Source organism: Streptomyces sp. NPDC002853 (assembly GCF_053591915.1).
In genome coordinates this window covers 271,418-287,886 of record NZ_JBSFUS010000012.1, presented here as the reverse complement: position 1 = coordinate 287,886, position 16,469 = coordinate 271,418, and the positions used below count along the sequence as shown (strand labels likewise).

General features: G+C 70.6%; 13 protein-coding genes and 1 pseudogene. 5 read left to right on the top strand and 9 right to left on the bottom strand.

Going from position 1 to position 16,469, the window contains the following annotated elements; translation table 11 throughout:
- Positions 1 to 40: 40 nt before the first annotated feature.
- Entirely contained in the window at positions 41 to 2,425 is a 2,385-nt protein-coding gene (locus ACWD02_RS31940) for an ATP/GTP-binding protein (RefSeq protein WP_451216644.1), read from the bottom strand.
- A gap of 309 nt (positions 2,426 to 2,734) precedes the next feature.
- Here ACWD02_RS31940 and gabT point away from each other — a divergent pair, with 309 nt between their 5' ends.
- Positions 2,735 to 4,069, top strand: coding sequence for a 4-aminobutyrate--2-oxoglutarate transaminase (gene gabT, locus ACWD02_RS31935; RefSeq protein ID WP_451216641.1), 1,335 nt, complete (start codon positions 2,735 to 2,737; stop codon positions 4,067 to 4,069).
- Positions 4,070 to 4,448: 379 nt separating this feature from the next.
- Positions 4,449 to 5,123, top strand: a complete 675-nt coding sequence (locus ACWD02_RS31930) for a phosphatase PAP2 family protein (RefSeq protein WP_451216638.1) — start codon at positions 4,449 to 4,451, stop codon at positions 5,121 to 5,123.
- Between the two features lie 4 nt (positions 5,124 to 5,127).
- Here the strand turns inward: ACWD02_RS31930 and ACWD02_RS31925 are convergent, their stop codons facing one another.
- The 7 genes from ACWD02_RS31925 to ACWD02_RS31895 form a co-directional block, all read right to left on the bottom strand.
- Positions 5,128 to 5,610 carry a hypothetical protein gene (locus ACWD02_RS31925; protein WP_451216635.1) on the bottom strand — a complete coding sequence of 161 codons (483 nt, stop codon included), beginning with the start codon at positions 5,608 to 5,610 and terminating at the stop codon, positions 5,128 to 5,130.
- A gap of 130 nt (positions 5,611 to 5,740) precedes the next feature.
- Entirely contained in the window at positions 5,741 to 7,159 is a 1,419-nt protein-coding gene (locus ACWD02_RS31920) for an NAD(P)/FAD-dependent oxidoreductase (protein WP_451216632.1), read from the bottom strand.
- A 36-nt stretch (positions 7,160 to 7,195) separates the two neighbouring features.
- Entirely contained in the window at positions 7,196 to 7,999 is an 804-nt protein-coding gene (locus ACWD02_RS31915) for an ABC transporter permease (protein ID WP_451216629.1), read from the bottom strand.
- A complete protein-coding gene (locus ACWD02_RS31910) occupies positions 7,999 to 8,928 on the bottom strand; it encodes an ABC transporter permease (RefSeq protein WP_451216626.1) in 930 nt (309 codons plus the stop codon). Before ACWD02_RS31910 ends, ACWD02_RS31915 begins: the two co-directional genes overlap by 1 nt.
- Positions 8,925 to 10,085, bottom strand: coding sequence for an ABC transporter ATP-binding protein (locus ACWD02_RS31905; protein ID WP_451216623.1), 1,161 nt, complete (start codon positions 10,083 to 10,085; stop codon positions 8,925 to 8,927). The genes ACWD02_RS31910 and ACWD02_RS31905 overlap by 4 nt, the downstream gene beginning before the upstream one ends.
- Positions 10,086 to 10,138: 53 nt before the next feature.
- Positions 10,139 to 11,383: an ABC transporter substrate-binding protein gene (locus ACWD02_RS31900; RefSeq protein WP_451216620.1), complete on the bottom strand. Its 1,245-nt coding sequence runs from the start codon at positions 11,381 to 11,383 to the stop codon at positions 10,139 to 10,141.
- Between the two features lie 53 nt (positions 11,384 to 11,436).
- Positions 11,437 to 12,939 carry a gamma-aminobutyraldehyde dehydrogenase gene (locus ACWD02_RS31895; protein ID WP_451216618.1) on the bottom strand — a complete coding sequence of 501 codons (1,503 nt, stop codon included), beginning with the start codon at positions 12,937 to 12,939 and terminating at the stop codon, positions 11,437 to 11,439.
- Positions 12,940 to 13,115: 176 nt separating this feature from the next.
- Here ACWD02_RS31895 and ACWD02_RS31890 point away from each other — a divergent pair.
- Positions 13,116 to 13,696, top strand: a pseudogene (locus tag ACWD02_RS31890) (NADAR family protein).
- Between the two features lie 135 nt (positions 13,697 to 13,831).
- Here the strand turns inward: ACWD02_RS31890 and ACWD02_RS31885 are convergent.
- A complete protein-coding gene (locus tag ACWD02_RS31885) occupies positions 13,832 to 14,338 on the bottom strand; it encodes a DUF4190 domain-containing protein (RefSeq protein ID WP_451216615.1) in 507 nt (168 codons plus the stop codon).
- Positions 14,339 to 14,668: 330 nt separating this feature from the next.
- Here ACWD02_RS31885 and ACWD02_RS31880 point away from each other — a divergent pair, with 330 nt between their 5' ends.
- Both ACWD02_RS31880 and ACWD02_RS31875 read left to right on the top strand, forming a co-directional pair.
- Complete coding sequence (locus ACWD02_RS31880; RefSeq protein WP_451216612.1) at positions 14,669 to 15,730, top strand: adenosine deaminase; 1,062 nt, start codon at positions 14,669 to 14,671, stop codon at positions 15,728 to 15,730.
- A gap of 20 nt (positions 15,731 to 15,750) precedes the next feature.
- A complete protein-coding gene (locus ACWD02_RS31875) occupies positions 15,751 to 16,458 on the top strand; it encodes a glycerophosphodiester phosphodiesterase (RefSeq protein ID WP_451216609.1) in 708 nt (235 codons plus the stop codon).
- Positions 16,459 to 16,469 lie beyond the last annotated feature (11 nt).

The following is a 16,469-nucleotide window of genomic DNA, read 5'->3' as shown; positions in this document are numbered from 1 at the left end:
CGAATACCCCGTACGTAGACCCCTACCTACTCCGCGGCCCCTAACCCCGGAGGTCCACCAGCAACGGCGGCGCGTGCTCGCCCCGTACGTCGGTCAGGGAGAGCACCGCGTGGCCCGGCGGCAGCGAGTGGGCCAGTTCGGAGGCGGACCAGCGTTCACGCTCGACCCTGCGCACGGTTACGGCGTCGGTCGTGACCGCCTTGCCGGTGACGAGCTTGCGCAGGGAGTGCAGCGCCCGTGTCATCGGCTGATCGGCGAAGACGGTGTGCTGTGCCACTTCCTTGGTCTCGACCCACTCGGTGCCCCAGGCCTCGGTGAACCGGCGTCCGTCCCAGGTCGTCACGCCCGAGAAGGCCATCCGGCAGCCGACCGCCGCGTAGAGCGGCCCCTGGAGCGGCTCCGGCACCTCGCCGATCGTGCGCAGTCCGAGCACGACGCCCGCGTTCAGCGACCGCAGGCGCTGGATGGCACGCACGCTCTCGGGGGTGAGGGTGCGCGCCGCGTCGTCGAGGATCAGGCAGACGAAGTGCGTCCGCCGGGCACGGCCGCGCGCGACGTACGAGAACTGGGCGAGCAGCAGCCTGGCCAGGAGCCTCGACGCCTCCTCGTGCCCGTGCTCGGGCAGGTCCACCCTGACCCGCAGCGGGTGGTGGGCGACGGCGCGCATCGAGAAGGGGTGCCCCTCGCCGCCGGGGTCGAAGAAGTCGGCGAAGGCGGGGCGGTCGAGCAGGGCGAGCCGGTCGGCCAGGGCGGGCCCCGGGTCGTTGGGTGAGCCGGACTGGCGGATACGGGCGTCGAGTTCGCGGCGCATGGCGAGGTGCTCGTCCGCGGCGAGGCCGCTCTGCAGGGCGGCGAGCGCGGCGGGGTCCCCTTCGAGCAGTTCGCGCAGCACGGGGACGGAGGGGAAGCGACCGTGCAGGAGGCGGTAGGGGCCGAGGAGTTGGGCGAGGCTGGTGGCGGCGCGGCGCGTGTCGACGGCGTCGAGGTCACCGACCAGGCCTTCGGCGAGGAAGGCGGCGGCCTCGTCCGGGTCGGCGCAGTCGGCGTACAGGTCGATGTCGTGCACGGACGCGGGGTCGCCCGGCCTGATCACGACGTCGTACGCGTCGTCGGGCCCGAGCGCCGTGCCTGCGGCGCACACGGCGACGACCGCGCACTGCCCGGTGAGGGCGCCCAGGGCGAGCGATTCGGCCACCGGGCGCATGAGCCGTCCGGTCTTGCCGGCGCCGGACGGGCCCACCGCGAGCAGTGAGGTGCCGAGTACGGCGGGGTCGAGCGCGGCACCGGCGTCGCGCACGGCGTAGGGGTTGCGCTCGTCCTTCGCGAAGCGGCCGATCCTGACCTGGCCCACGAGCAGGTCGTGGACGGCGCTGCGGGCGGGCAGGTCGCGCTGGCCTGAGGGGTGGGTCCAGGAGGCGGAGCCCTGCCGGGCGACCGTGTCCACGAAGGTGGCGAGCGCGCCCGGGTCGGCGGCTGCCGTGCGCCAGGCGTGGGTCACGCGGGCGCAGTCGACGTCGTTCATGCGACCGCTGACCAGCTCGGCGGAGAGCAGGTCGGCGGCCTTGTCGTGTCCCGCCGCGCGCAGGTCGGGCCAGTGGCCGCGCGCGGGGGCGTCGGCGGGGGGCGGCGGGGTGGCGCGGGGGCGGGTCGTCGCGGGCCTCGCGGTCCTGGCGTCGCGGATCGCCTGCCACCATCCGCCGATCCGGGCGAAGGGCCACAGTACCGCGACGGTGATCAGGACGTACAGGACGTCGGTGAGCGCCTGTGAGGCGAAGACCTCGTAACCCGCGATGAGTGCGACCAGGGAGAAGACGGGGTCGACCACGGGCAGCGGGCGCGCGTCGAGCCCGAGGGCGGCCGGCCAGACGAGCATCAGGACACCGACCGCGGCGACGGAGGCGAGCACGGCACGGGCGGGCTGCGGGCGCCGCACCACGTAGTGCCGGATCGAGTCGGGCCAGGCACCGAGCCGTCCGACGGAGTACAGGACCACACCGAAGACGAGACCGTTGTAGACGGTCCGGGCGTCCTCGGCCTGCAGCTCCTTGGGCTGGGCGCTGCCGGCCCACCACCAGTCACCCGGCGTGAACAGCTTCAGCGGGGCCCACTGATAGGGGATGCTGCCCTGCCGCCACAGCGACCAGAACAGCAGACCGAGCGCGGCGGAGATCGCCATGCCGACGATCAGCCGCCGGTTGACGCCCTCGGTCTCGGCCTCGGGAGCGGGGGGCCGGTAGGCGTAGCGCCAGACACCGGGCATCGCCTGAGGGCGCGGCGCGGCGAGCCAGTCGGCGACCGACGAGGCGCCGCCGGAGCCGGGCGCGCGCCGGGGCATCGGCGGCGCTGGGGGCGCGGAAGGCCCTGCCGGACGCGGCACCGGTGTGGCGTGCGTACCGCGAGCGTCGTGCGTGCCTTCGGAGTCCATGACCCTTGCCCCCTGACCTGCCGGTCTGTCGGTTCAGCCGTCAATCTAGTGCCCCCACAGGGGCAGTTCACCGGATACGCGCCCGGGGCCTGCGGGAACAGCAGGTCCGGCGCGGTCCGCCGACCGGGACGAAAGCCGCACCCCGCCCACCCTCCGCTATGTCCACCACGGACAAGCGCCACGCCGAACAACTCCCCCGTGGAGCATGCCCGCCCCCGGGCTCCGCCCCTAACCTGCGAAAGAAAGCAGCAACGAAAGCAAGCAGACAAGCACCGAGCGTCCGCCTCGCCCCACCCCCAGGAGCACCCCATGACCGCACTTCCGCAGGAGCGCCGCGTCGTCACCGCCATTCCCGGGCCGAAGTCCCAGGAGCTGCAGGCCCGCCGGACCGCCACGGTCGCCGGTGGCGTGGGTTCCGTGCTGCCTGTCTTCGCTGCGCGCGCGGGTGGCGGCATCATCGAGGACGTCGACGGCAACCGCTTCATCGACTTCGGCTCCGGCATCGCCGTGACGTCCGTCGGTGCCAGCGCCGAGGCCGTCGTACGCCGCGCGACCGCGCAGCTCGCCGACTTCACCCACACCTGTTTCATGGTCACCCCGTACGAGGGGTACGTCGCCGTCGCCGAGCAGCTCGCGGAGCTGACGCCGGGTGACCACGCGAAGAAGTCGGCGCTGTTCAACTCCGGCGCCGAGGCCGTCGAGAACGCCGTCAAGATCGCCCGTGCGCACACCAAGCGCCAGGCCGTCGTCGTCTTCGACCACGGCTACCACGGCCGTACGAACCTCACGATGGCTCTGACCAGCAAGAACATGCCGTACAAGAACGGCTTCGGGCCGTTCGCGCCCGAGGTCTACCGCGTGCCGGTGGCCTACGGCTACCGCTGGCCGACGGGCGAGGAGAACGCCGGTCCCGAGGCCGCCAAGCAGGCCATCGACCAGATCGCCAAGCAGGTCGGCGCGGAGAACGTCGCCGCGATCATCATCGAGCCGGTGCTCGGCGAGGGCGGCTTCATCGAGCCCGCGAAGGGCTTCCTGCCCGCGATCGTGAAGTTCGCCAACGACAACGGCATCGTGTTCGTCGCGGACGAGATCCAGTCCGGCTTCTGCCGCACGGGCCAGTGGTTCGCGTGCGAGGACGAGGGCATCGTCCCGGACCTGATCACGACCGCCAAGGGCATCGCGGGCGGCCTGCCGCTCGCCGCCGTCACGGGCCGCGCCGAGATCATGGACGCCGCGCACTCCGGCGGCCTCGGCGGCACCTACGGCGGTAACCCGGTGGCCTGCGCCGGTGCGCTCGGCGCCATCGAGACGATGAAGGAGCTCGACCTCAACGGCAAGGCGAAGGCCATCGAGGCGACGATGAAGGCGCGCCTGAACGCCATCGCGGAGAAGTACGACATCGTCGGCGACGTCCGCGGCCGTGGCGCGATGATCGCCATCGAGCTGGTCAAGGACCGCGCCACCAAGGAGCCCAACCCCGAGGCGACGGCGGCGCTCGCCAAGGCCTGCCACGCGGAGGGCCTGCTCGTCCTCACCTGCGGCACGTACGGCAACGTCCTGCGCTTCCTGCCGCCGCTGGTCATCGGCGAGGACCTCCTGAACGAGGGCCTGGACATCATCGAGGCCGCCTTCTCGGGCGTCTGAGTCGTGTAGGCGCGTAGCGTCCGACGGAGCCGGGATCACCCCAAAGGGGGAAGATCCCGGCTCCGCATGTATCCGCACATGCCCTGACGTGTGTGTACGGCGCGCGGTGCGAGAGTCGTGACCTGGGGTGACCGGCAGGGCATGTGAAGAACGTGTGCGGGACCCATGCCGGGTTGCCGTTCCGCCTGTCGGGCCGCCATCAGCTGACGTACGGTTTCTGCAGATGAGAGAAACACCCCGCCCGCAGGTGACTGTGGGCGACACCGGGACGGAGCCTCCCCAGCCCCGTCCTGGTCGTGCCCTCGCGCACACACCCGGAGTCACTGGCTCCGGAACTCCTCACCGATCGGATGGCCGCCCGCCCCAAACCCCCCGGGGCGTGCGGCACACCGGTCAGGACGGCCGCCTCGGAACCACCCCCCCTGTTCCGGGGCGGCCGACCACTCTCCTCTGCTGCCTCTGCGCGCTCTTCTTCGCGCTCATCACCTGGCAAGTGATCGCCGACGGCCCCCTCCGCGACGCGGACGAGCGGCTCGGCCCCTGGATCACCGGAAGCCGCCTCCCTGACGGCGCCGCCGAATTCCTCGCCGATCTGGGCGGGGTCGCCGTCGCCGTGCCGTTCCTCGCCGCCGCCATCGCCTACGCGGCCTGGCGCGGCCGCCGGGCCGGTACGTTCCGCTGGTGGCTCGCCCCGGCCGCCGTCGCCGTGGCCATGGCGGTGGTCCCGGTGCTCGTGATCCCGCTCAAGGAACTCATCGGCCGCACCGGTCCCCCCGGCATGGACGGCAGCGGCTACTACCCCTCGGGGCACACCGCCACCGCCATGGTCGCCTACGGCGGGGCGGCGCTGCTCCTGCTCCCGTACCTGCGCGGCCCGTACGCGCGCCGTGAACTGGTCATCGCCTGCGCCCTGTTGAACTTCGGGGTCGGGCTCGGTCTCGTGCGCCGCGGGTATCACTGGCCGCTGGACGTGGTGGCCGGCTGGTGTCTGTTCGGGATGGCGCTGCTGGTGGTGGTGCTGGTGGTCGCTCGGTACGGCCGCCGTCCCGGTTGACCGACTACTCCTCCGTCTGCTCCTCCGTCTGCTCCCGAGGCGCCAGTTGCGCCGCCGCCTCGTGCATCGCGAGCTCAAGAACCGTTGGGTCCGTCAGCGTGCCCGACCCGTCCGGCTGGACGAGCCACCGGACCCCGCCCGTCGAGCGCCCCGGGTAGGGGACCACGATCCACGTGCCGCGGCCCGCGCCACGCACCCCCGTGCCGACCCAGCGCGCCACCGTGCCCGCCGGCACGAAGAACCCCATGCGGGAGTCGCCGAAGTCGGCGAGCACCGGGCCCGGGCGGTCGACGCAGCGGGTGAGGACGTCGAGCGTGGGGTAGCCGAGTTCACCGGGGAGGATGAGCACGTCCCAGAGCTTGCCCGCGGGCAGGAGCGCGACCCCCAGGGGGTTGCGCTCCCACTCCCAGCGGCATGCCTCCGGTTCCGGCGCCACCGACACCAGCCATTCGACCGCCGACTTCGCTCCCGAGCCCGAGCCAGTCATGGCGGGACCTCCTCTTCCTGTGTGGCAGCTGTGCCTGTCACAGGAGAGAGGGAGGTCCGGCCGGAGCATTACGCGGGTTCCGGGAACTTGTTGACGAACAGTCGACAGGCGGGCGCCGAGGTCCGCCGTGTCAGCTGTCGAAGCCCAGGCCCAGCTTGTCCATCGTCTTCAGCCACAGATTGCGCCGGCCGCCGTTCTCGTCGGCCCGGGCCAGCGACCACTTGGTCAGGGCCACGCCCGTCCACGCGAAGGGCTCGGGCGGGAAGGGCAGCGGCTTCGTGCGCACCATCTCCAGGGACGTACGTTCCGTGCGCTCGCCGGAGAGCAGGTCCAGCATGACGTCGGCGCCGAAGCGGGTGGCCCCGACACCGAGCCCGGTGTAGCCCGCCGCGTACGCGACGCGCCCCGCGTGGGCCGTGCCGAAGAACGCCGAGAAGCGCGAGCACGTGTCGATCGCCCCGCCCCACGCGTGCGTGAAGCGGACCCCCTCCAGTTGCGGGAAGCAGGTGAAGAAGTGGCCCGCCAGCTTCGCGTACGTCTCGGGGCGGTGGTCGTGCTCGGCGCGCAGCTTGCCGCCGAACGGATAGATCGCGTCGTAACCGCCCCACAGGATGCGGTTGTCGGCGGAGAGCCGGAAGTAGTGGAACTGGTTGGCGCTGTCGCCCAGACCCTGTCGGTTCTTCCAGCCGATGGCCGCGAGCTGCTCCGCGGTCAGCGGCTCCGTCATCAGCGCGTAGTCGTAGACCGGGACGGTGTAGGCACGCACGCGCTTGACCAGCGAAGGGAAGATGTTCGTGGCGAGCGCGACCTGCCGGGCGCGGATGCGGCCGTACGGGGTGCGTACGGCCATTCCGGCGCCGGACGAGGCCAGTTGCAGCGCGGGCGTGTGCTCGTAGACGCGTACGCCCTTCTCCAGGCAGGCGCGCTTGAGGCCCCAGGCGAGCTTCGCCGGGTGGAGCATGGCGACGCCCTCGCGGTCCCAGAGGCCGCCGAGGAAGGTCGGCGAGTCGACGTGGGCGCGCACGGCGTCCGCGTCGAGCAGCTCGGAGCCGCCCGCCAGGCCGTGCTCCGCCATCTCCGCGTACATCTCGCGCAGTTCGGTGAGCTGGTGCGGCTGGGTCGCCACGTCGATCTCGCCGGTGCGCTCGAAGTCGCAGTCGATGGAGTAGCGCTTGACGGCCGCCTCGATCTCGTCGAGGTTGCGGGCGCCGAGCTCCTCCAGCCTCGCGATCTCGCCGGGCCAGCGGGACAGGCCGTTCGAGATGCCGTGCGTGAGGGACGCGGCACAGAAGCCGCCGTTGCGGCCGGAGGCGGCCCAGCCCGCCTCCCGGCCCTCGACCAGGACCACGTCGCGGTCCGGGTCGCGCTCCTTGGCGATGAGCGCGGTCCACAGGCCGCTGTAGCCGCCGCCGACGACGAGCAGATCGCACTGCTCGTCGGCGGTGAGGGCCGGCTCGGCGCGTGGCCTGCCGGGGTCGTCCAGCCAGTACGAGACCGGCTGGGCGTCGGAAAGGGATGTGGTCCAGCGGGTCATGGCGCTTGGGGCCATGATTTCCAACTCCTTCGAGATGCGGACTGCGGATTCTTACTTGGCCTGCTTGTTGCGGCGCTTCGAGACGATCATGCCGCCGAGCACGAGCAGTACCGCGACGAGGAACATCGCCGTGCCGATGACGTTGATCTGGACGGGCGTGCCGCGCTGCGCCGATCCCCAGACGAACATCGGGAACGTCACCGTGGAGCCCGCGTTGAAATTCGTGATGATGAAGTCGTCGAAGGAGAGCGCGAAGGCGAGCAGCGCGCCCGCCGCGATGCCCGGCGCGGCGATCGGCAGCGTGACCCGGACGAAGGTCTGCACGGGGCCCGCGTAAAGGTCCTGCGCGGCTTGTTCCAGGCGCGGGTCCATGGACATCACGCGCGCCTTGACGGCGGTCACCACGAAGCTGAGGCAGAACATGATGTGGGCGATGAGGATCGTCCAGAAGCCCAGCTGGGCGCCCATGTTGAGGAAGAGCGTGAGCAGCGACGCGGCCATGACGACCTCGGGCATCGCCATCGGCAGGAAGATCAGCGAGCTGACCGCGCCGCGCGCCCGGAAGCGGTAGCGGACGAGCGCGAAGGCGATCATCGTGCCGAGCACGGTCGCGCCGATCGTCGCCCAGGCCGCGATCTGCAGGCTCAGGCTGAGCGAGCCGCACATGTCGGCGACACCGCAGGGGTCCTTCCACGCGTCGAGCGAGAACTCCTGCCAGGCGTAATTGAAGCGCCCCTTCGGCTTGTTGAAGGAGAACACCGTCACGACGACGTTCGGCAGCAGCAGATACGCGAGCGTCAGCAGGCCCGCGATGACGACGAATTTGCCGCGAATCCAGCGGAAGAAGGCAGCCATCAGACGAGATCCTCCGTCCCGGACTTACGGATGTAGAAGGTGACCATGACGAGGATCGCGGCCATCAGGATGAAGGAGAGGGCCGCGGCCGTCGGGTAGTCCAGGATGCGCAGGAACTGTGTCTGGATGACGTTTCCGACCATGCGGGTGTCGGTGGAGCCGAGCAGATCCGCGTTGACGTAGTCACCCGCCGCGGGGATGAACGTGAGCAGCGTCCCGGAGACGACACCCGGCATGGAGAGCGGGAAGGTCACCTTGCGGAAGGTCGTGGACGGCTTCGCGTAGAGGTCGCCCGCCGCCTCGTGCAGGCGTCCGTCGATGCGCTCCAGGGAGGTGTAGAGCGGCAGGATCATGAACGGCAGGAAGTTGTACGTGAGTCCGCAGATCACCGCGAGCGGTGTGGCGAGGACCCGGTCGCCCTCCGTGACGCCGAGCCAGCTGGTGACGTCCAGGACGTGCAGCGAGTTGAGGGCGCCCACGAGGGGCCCGCCGTCCGCGAGGATCGTCTTCCACGCCAGCGTACGGATGAGGAAGCTGGTGAAGAACGGCGCGATGACCAGCACCAGGATGAGGTTGCGCCAGCGGCCCGCCCGGAACGCGATGAGGTACGCGAGGGGATAGCCGAGCAGCAGACACAGGATCGTGGCGGCGCCCGCGTACATCACCGAGCGCAGGAACTGCGGCCAGTAGTCGCTCAGGGCTTCCCAGTAGGTGGCGAAGTGCCAGGTGACCTTGAAGCCGTCCTCGAGGGAGCCCGTCTGGACGGACGTCGACGCCTGGTAGACCAACGGCAGCGCGAAGAAGACGATCAGCCAGAGGATGCCGGGGAGCAGCAGCCAGTAGGGGACGAGCCGCCCGCGCCTGCGGATCTTGCGCGGCGCCTCCTCGGGCTCTTTCGCCGGGGGCGCCTTCGTGAGGGTCGTCGTCATGCGGAGGCGTCCTCCTCGACCTTCTCGACGCCCGCCTCGATGTCCTGGGCGGGGTCCAGGCCGAAGGTGTGCGCGGGGTTCCAGTGCAGGACGACGTCGACGCCGGGGACCAGGCGGGTGTCGCGCTCGATGTTCTGGGCGTAGACCTCGAACTCGTCGCAGATCGGGCTGCGGACGACGTATTGCGTCGAGACGCCGATGAAGCTGCTGTCGGCGATGCGGCCCGTGATGCGGTTGCGGCCCTCGGGGATCTGTCCGGCCTCGTCGGCGTGCGTGAGGGAGATCTTCTCCGGGCGTACGCCGAGGATGACCTTGCCGCCGGTGGTGGTGGGCGCGGTACATCGTGCGGCGGGCAGCGTGAGCTTGCCGTCGCCGGCCTTGAGGGTGAGGTCGTCTCCGCTGCGTCCGGCGATCTCGGCCTCTATGAAGTTGGAGGTGCCGAGGAAGTTGGCGACGAAGGTGGTGCGGGGGTTCTCGTAGAGGTCGGCGGGGGCGCCGAGCTGTTCGACCTGGCCCGCGTTCATCACCGCGACCTGGTCGGCCATCGTCATGGCCTCCTCCTGGTCGTGGGTGACGTGGATGAAGGTGATGCCCACCTCGGTCTGGATGCGCTTGAGTTCGAGCTGCATCTGGCGGCGCAGCTTGAGGTCGAGGGCTCCGAGCGGCTCGTCGAGCAGGAGCACCTTGGGGTGGTTGATCAGGGCGCGGGCGACGGCGACGCGCTGCTGCTGGCCGCCGGAGAGCTGGTGCGGCTTCTTGCGGGCCTGCTCGCCGAGCTGGACGAGGTCGAGCATGTCGCCGACCTTGCCCTTCACGGACTTGATGCCGCGGCGGCGCAGGCCGAAGGCGACGTTCTCGAAGATGTCGAGGTGCGGGAAGAGCGCGTACGACTGGAAGACCGTGTTGACGGGCCGCTTGTACGGCGGCAGCGCCGTGACGTCCTGCTCGCCCAGGTGCACGGTGCCCGTGCTGGGCTCCTCGAGGCCCGCGATCATGCGGAGCGTGGTGGTCTTGCCACAACCGGACGCGCCGAGCAGCGCGAAGAAGGAGCCCTGCGGCACGGTCAGGTCAAGGGGGCGTACGGCCTTGAAGGAGCCGTACGTCTTGCTGATCCCGGTGAGGCGGACGTCGCCGCCGTGTTCTGTAGCAGTCGTCATGGTGCGTCCAGGGGGTCGAGGTCCGAGGGAGTCGAGGGGAGGGTGTTAAGGGGTCAGGCACCGGTCAGCTTGGCGAACTTCTCCTCGTACGCCGTCTCTTCCTTCGGTGTCAGCGAGCGGAACCCGTGCGACTTCGCGGCCATCTCCTTGTCCGGGAGGATCAGCGGGTTGTTCGCGGCGTCCTTGTCGAGCTTGGCGAGCTCGGGACGCACACCGTCCACGGGGCAGACGTAGTTGATGTACGCGGCGAGACGCGCGGCGGGCTCGGGCTCGTAGTAGTAGTCGATGAGCCGCTCGGCGTTGCTCTTGTGGCGTGCCTTGTTCGGGACGAGCAGGTTGTCCGTCGACGTGATGTAGCCCTGGTCGGGGATGTGGAAGTCGATGTCCGGGTTGTCGGCCTTCAGCTGTACGACGTCTCCGGCCCAGGCCAGGCACGCGGCGAGGTCGCCCTTGTCGAGGTCCGAGGTGTAGTCGTTGCCCGTGAAGCGGCGGATCTGCTTCTTGTCGACGGCCTTCTGGAGGCGGGCGATGGCCGCGTCGAAGTCGTCGTCGGTGAACTTCGCCGGGTCCTTGCCCATGTCGATGAGCGTCATGCCGACGCTGTCGCGCATCTCGGAGAGGAAGCCGACGCGCCCCTTGAGCTTGGAGTTGTCCAGGAGCTGCGACACCGAGGTGATCTTCTCTCCGTCGGTCGCCTTCTTGTTGTACGCGATGACGGTGGAGATGCCGGTCCACGGGTACGAGTAGGCCCGCCCGGGGTCCCAGTCCGGGTTGCGGAACTGGGCGGCCAGGTTGGTGTACGCGTGCGGCAGGTTCGCCGGGTCCAGTTTCTGGACCCAGCCGAAGCGGATGAGCCGGGCGGCGAGCCAGTCGGTGACGCAGATGAGGTCGCGGCCGGTGTCCTGGCCCGCAGCGAGCTGCGGCTTGAGCTTGCCGAAGAACTCGACGTTGTCGTTGATGTCCTCGGTGTACTTGACCTTGATCCCGGTGCGCTTCGTGAACGCGTCCAGGGTGGGGCGGCGCTCGTCGTCGTCGACGTCCATGTACTCGGTCCAGTTGGAGAAGGTGACGCGCTTCTCCTTGTCCGAGTGGTCCTCGGACGAGACATCGCCCTGGCCCTTGCTCGCGGCCGGGATGCCGCAGGCACTGAGTGCCCCCAGGCCACCGATGGCGAGGGCGCCGCTCGTGGAGGCCCGCAGCAGCGAGCGGCGGGTGAGGGCGGCCCTGCCGTTCCTGAGGCTGCGGTGCATGGCGGCCAGTTGGGCCGGGGAGAGGGGGTCGGGCTCGTACTGCTCCATGCGCTTGGTTGCCCTTTCGGGAGGATGGGGCCGCTGGTCGGGCGGCCTATCGGCTATCGGTCCCCGAAAATCGTGCGGTGCCAGTCCTTGCGGACGACCGCGGTGTTGTCGAACATCACGTGCTTGATCTGCGTGTACTCCTCGAAGGAGTAGGCGGACATGTCCTTGCCGTAGCCGGATGCCTTGTATCCGCCGTGCGGCATCTCGCTCAGGATCGGGATGTGGTCGTTGACCCACACGCAGCCCGCCTTGATCTCGCGGGTCGCGCGGTTGGCGCGGAACACGTCGCGGCTCCAGGCGGAGGCGGCGAGACCGTAAGGGGTGTCGTTGGCGAGCCTGATCCCTTCGTCGTCGGAGTCGAACGGCAGCACCACGAGGACGGGTCCGAAGATCTCGGACTGCACGATCTCGCTGTCCTGGGCGGCGTCGGCGATGAGAGTGGGCCGGTAGAACGCCCCGGGGTGGTCGAGCGCCTCGCCGCCGGTGACCACGCGCGCGTAGGAGCGTGCCCGGTCGACGAAACCGGCGACGCGGTCGCGGTGGACGTGGGAGATGAGCGGCCCCAGGTCGGTGTCGTCGGCGAAGGGGTCGCCGAGCCGCACGGTCTCCATGAGCTCGGCCACGCCCTCCACGAAGGCGTCGTACAGCGGACGTTGCACGTACGCGCGCGTGGCGGCGGTGCAGTCCTGCCCGGTGTTGATGAGCGCACCCGCGACCGCGCCGTGCACGGCGGCATCGAGATCGGCGTCGTCGAAGACGACGAACGGCGCCTTGCCACCCAACTCCAGGTGCAGCCGCTTCACGGTGGAGGTGGCGATCTCGGCGACGCGCTTGCCGACGCCGGTGGACCCGGTGAAGGAGGTCATGGCGACGTCGGGGTGGCCCACGAGCCGCTCCCCCGCGTCACGCCCGGCCCCGCTGACGATGTTGACGACACCGTCCGGGATGCCCGCCTCGGTGGCCGCCTGCGCGAAGAGCAGCGAGGTGAAGGGGGTGAGCTCGGCGGGCTTGAGGACGATCGTGTTGCCCGCGGCGATGGCCGGGAGGACCTTCCAGGCGGCCATCTGGAGGGGGTAGTTCCAGGGGGCGATGGACCCGACGACACCGATGGGCTCACGCCGTACGTACGAGGTGTGGTCGCCGGAGTACTCGCCGGCCGACTGACCCTGGAGGTGCCGGGCGGCGCCCGCGAAGAAGGCCGCGTTGTCCACGGTCCCCGGGACGTCGAACTCCCGGCTGAGCTTGATGGGCTTGCCGCACTGGAGCGACTCGGCCTGCGCGAACTCCTCGGCGCGCTCGGCCAGTACGCCCGCGAAGCGGTGCATGGCGTCGGAACGCTCGCCCGGGGTCGCGCCGGCCCACTCGGGGAAGGCCCGCGCGGCCGCGGCGACGGCGGCGTCGACGTCCTTCTCGCCCGCGAGTTCGTACCGGTGGATCTCGTCGCCGGTGGCCGGGTCGACGACGGCGTGGGAGCGCCCGGAGGTGCCCTCGGTCAGCCGTCCCGCGATGTACTGCGCGCCTTCCGCGAAGTGGTCCTGCGCCTGGAAGTTGTGCATGACGCTCTCCTCCGCCGTCGTCCCCGTCCCAGGGGGTCGGCGTAGCTCCAGATCGATTTGAGTGCCGATCCTGACAGAGCAGTGGTACTCCAACAAGTGATTCCGTTGTTGCCTTTTGGTTACGCGACGGAATCTGTCGACCAGGTGTCGAGTCGTCCTGGAAAACCCAGGACGGAATGTCAGTGGTGCGTGCCAGACTCGCGTGTATGACGAAGATCGACTCGGTGAACACGCTGGTCGCGTCGGTGCGAGCGGGCGGGCGTGTGAAGTATCTGCACTTCTGGGGGCACCGGCCGCGGCGGGACGGGACGCTCGGTTCGAGCTGCCTGAGCCAGTGGTGGCTGTCGCCGTTCACCGTGGACGGCGTGGAGTACGGGACGGCCGAGCACTGGATGATGGCCGCGAAGGCCCGCCTCTTCTCCGACGCGGAGGCCGAGGCCGCGGTCCTGGCCGCGCGTACGCCCGCCGAGGCGAAGAAGGAGGGGCGCCTGGTGCGGGGCTTCGACGAGGCGACATGGGAGCGCGAGCGGTTCGGCATCGTGGTCGAGGGCAGCGTGCACAAGTTCTCGTCCACGCCCGCGCTCTCGTCCTACCTGCTGGGCACGGGGTCGCGGGTGCTCGTCGAGGCGAGCCCGATGGACCGCGTCTGGGGCATAGGCCTCGCGGCCGACGACGAGCGCGCCCAAGACCCGGAGAAGTGGCTCGGCCCGAACCTGCTGGGCTTCGCCCTGATGAGGCACGGGAACGGCTCCGGTAGCGCTGCGGGGACCTCAGACGGGGCCGGAAAGATCCGCCGCGCAACGGCGGTGCAGGGCCTCGAAGCGGCGGTGCAGCGCCTCGAAACAGCGGTACAGCGCCTCGAACAGCGGTTTCAGAGCCGCGAAAGGGCGGTTCAGGGCCTGACGCAGGCGGAGGCCGAGTAGCTGCCGCCCTCCGAACCTGCCCCGTCCTCCTCGAACGCGTCGTCCGGCACCACGATCAGCACGACCAGCAGGGCCACGCCCAGCACGATGCCCGCGGCCCCGCAGATGATCCCGGCCAGTGCCTGTCCGGGGTTCGTCGCCTCGCCGCGCCGCGCCCTGCCGCGCCCGATCGCCCCGAAGATGATCGCCAGGATGCCGAGGACGATCGCCAGGGGCCACAGGCAGAAGACTGCCGCCGAGACGATCCCGAGGACCAGCCCGGCCACGCCCATCCCATTGGCGGGAGCCATCGGCATCGCGGACCAGCCGTATCCGGGAGGGCCCTGCCCCTGGTGGCCCGGGTAGCCGGGATATCCGGGGTAGCCCTGCGGTCCCGGCCCGGGAGCCCCGCCACCCTGCGGCCCCGGCTCGGGAAACCCGGGGTAGCCGTAGGGCACCTGTCCCGGACCCTCGGGACCGATCGGAGGCGGCGGCACCGGCTCACCCTGGCCCGGCGCACCCCCCGGAGCAGGAGCCGGAGACGCTGCCGGAGACGGAGCCGATGCCGGAGACGGCTGCGCGGGCGCGGCCGGCGCAGCCCACGGGTCCCGCTTCTCCAGCGGCACCCGCCCCGCCTCGTCCTGTGGCGGAGCCCAGGGATTCCGCCCCTCGGACCCGCCCGGCCCTGCCGACCCCTCGGACATCCCGCGCCACCTCTTTCCTACGTTCCGTCATGCTACGGCCACCGCCTGGGCCGCGGGCCCGCCACTTACGATGATCCCCGACCCACCGATCAGCCGATCAATTCCGTTCCTGGGGAGGAAACCGTGACCGATCCGCGCAGCAGCACCCGTGAGCCACGCGACCCGCATGCCTTCATCGCAGGACTGCCCAAGGCAGAACTGCACGTACACCATGTCGGCTCGGCATCTCCCCGCATCGTCTCGGCCCTCTCCGCCCGCCACCCCGACTCCAAGGTGCCCACGGACGTCGAGGCGCTCGCCGACTTCTTCACGTTCACGGACTTCGCCCACTTCGTCCAGGTGTATCTGTCGGTCGTGGACCTGGTCCGCACCGCGGACGACGTACGCCTGCTCACGTACGAGATCGCCCGTGACATGGCGCGGCAGAACATCCGCTACGCCGAGCTGACCGTCACCCCCTACAGCTCCGTGCGGCGCGGCATCGACGACCGTGCCTTCATGGACGCCATAGAGGACGCCCGCAAGTCGGCCGAGGCAGACCTCGGTGTCGTACTGCGCTGGTGCTTCGACATCCCCGGCGAGGCGGGGCTGGAAGCCGCCGAGGAGACGGCAAGGCTCGCGACCACCGACAAGCTGCGCCCCGAGGGCCTGGTCTCCTTCGGGCTCGGCGGGCCCGAGATCGGCGTGCCTCGGCCGCAGTTCAAGCCGTACTTCGACCGTGCCATCGCCGCGGGCCTGCACTCCGTGCCGCACGCGGGCGAGACCACCGGGCCCGGCACCATCTGGGACGCCCTCACCGACCTGCGCGCCGAGCGCATCGGCCACGGCACCAGCGCCGCCCAGGATCCGAAGCTCCTCGCCCACCTCGCCGAGCACCGCATCCCGCTCGAGGTCTGCCCGACGTCGAACATCGCGACGCGCGCCGTCGCCACCCTCGACGAGCACCCGATCAAGCAGTTCGTCGCCGCCGGGGTCCCGGTCACCATCAACTCCGACGACCCGCCGATGTTCAGCACCGACCTCAACAACGAGTACGCGATCGCCGCCCGCCTCCTCGGCCTCGACGAGCGGGGCATCGCGGACCTGGCGAAGAACGCCGTCGACGCGTCGTTCCTCGACCCGGCCGGCAAGGCGAAGCTCGTCGAGGAGATCGACACGTACACGCGGACCTGGCTCGCCCCCTAGCGCGGCAGCACAATGGGCCCATGCGCACCGTGACAGCCGTGGCCCACCGAGGCGATCCCTACCGCGTCCGCGAGAACACCCTCCCCTCCCTGCGCTCCGCGCTCGACCGGGGCGCGGACGCGGTGGAGATCGACGTCCGTCTCAGCCGTGACGGCGTGCCCGTCCTGCTGCACGACGCGACCCTCAAACGCCTGTGGGAACTCGACCGCCCCTTGTCCGTGCTCTCCGCGGACGAGGTGCGCGGCCTCACGGAGGACGGCGTGCCCACCCTCGAGGAGGCCGTGGCGGCGACCGAAGGCCACCGGCTCATGCTGGATCTGCCGGGCGCCACACCGGAGTCCGTGCGCGCGGTCGTCGGGACCGTCGCCGACTGCGGGGCGTCGGAGCGCGTGTACTACTGCGCCGGCGCCCGGACGATGCTCGCGGTGCGCGCGGTGGATCCCGCCGCCGAGATCGCCCTGACCTGGACGAGCCTGGCTCCGCCGCGACACGCCGTGCTCGAAGCGATCAAGCCGCGGTGGCTCAACTACCGCTTCTCGCTGCTCGACCGTGAGCTGGTCACGCAGGTGCAGCGTCAGGGGCTGCTCGTCTCGGCCTGGACGCCGGACACGAGGCGTTCCATGCGCCGGCTCATCGACCTCGGGGTCGACGCGATCACGACCAACCGCGTCGACACGCTGCACGCCTTGCGCGCTCAGGGCATGCGACCGGACGGCGCGCTCTCGTAGGCGAACGGTTT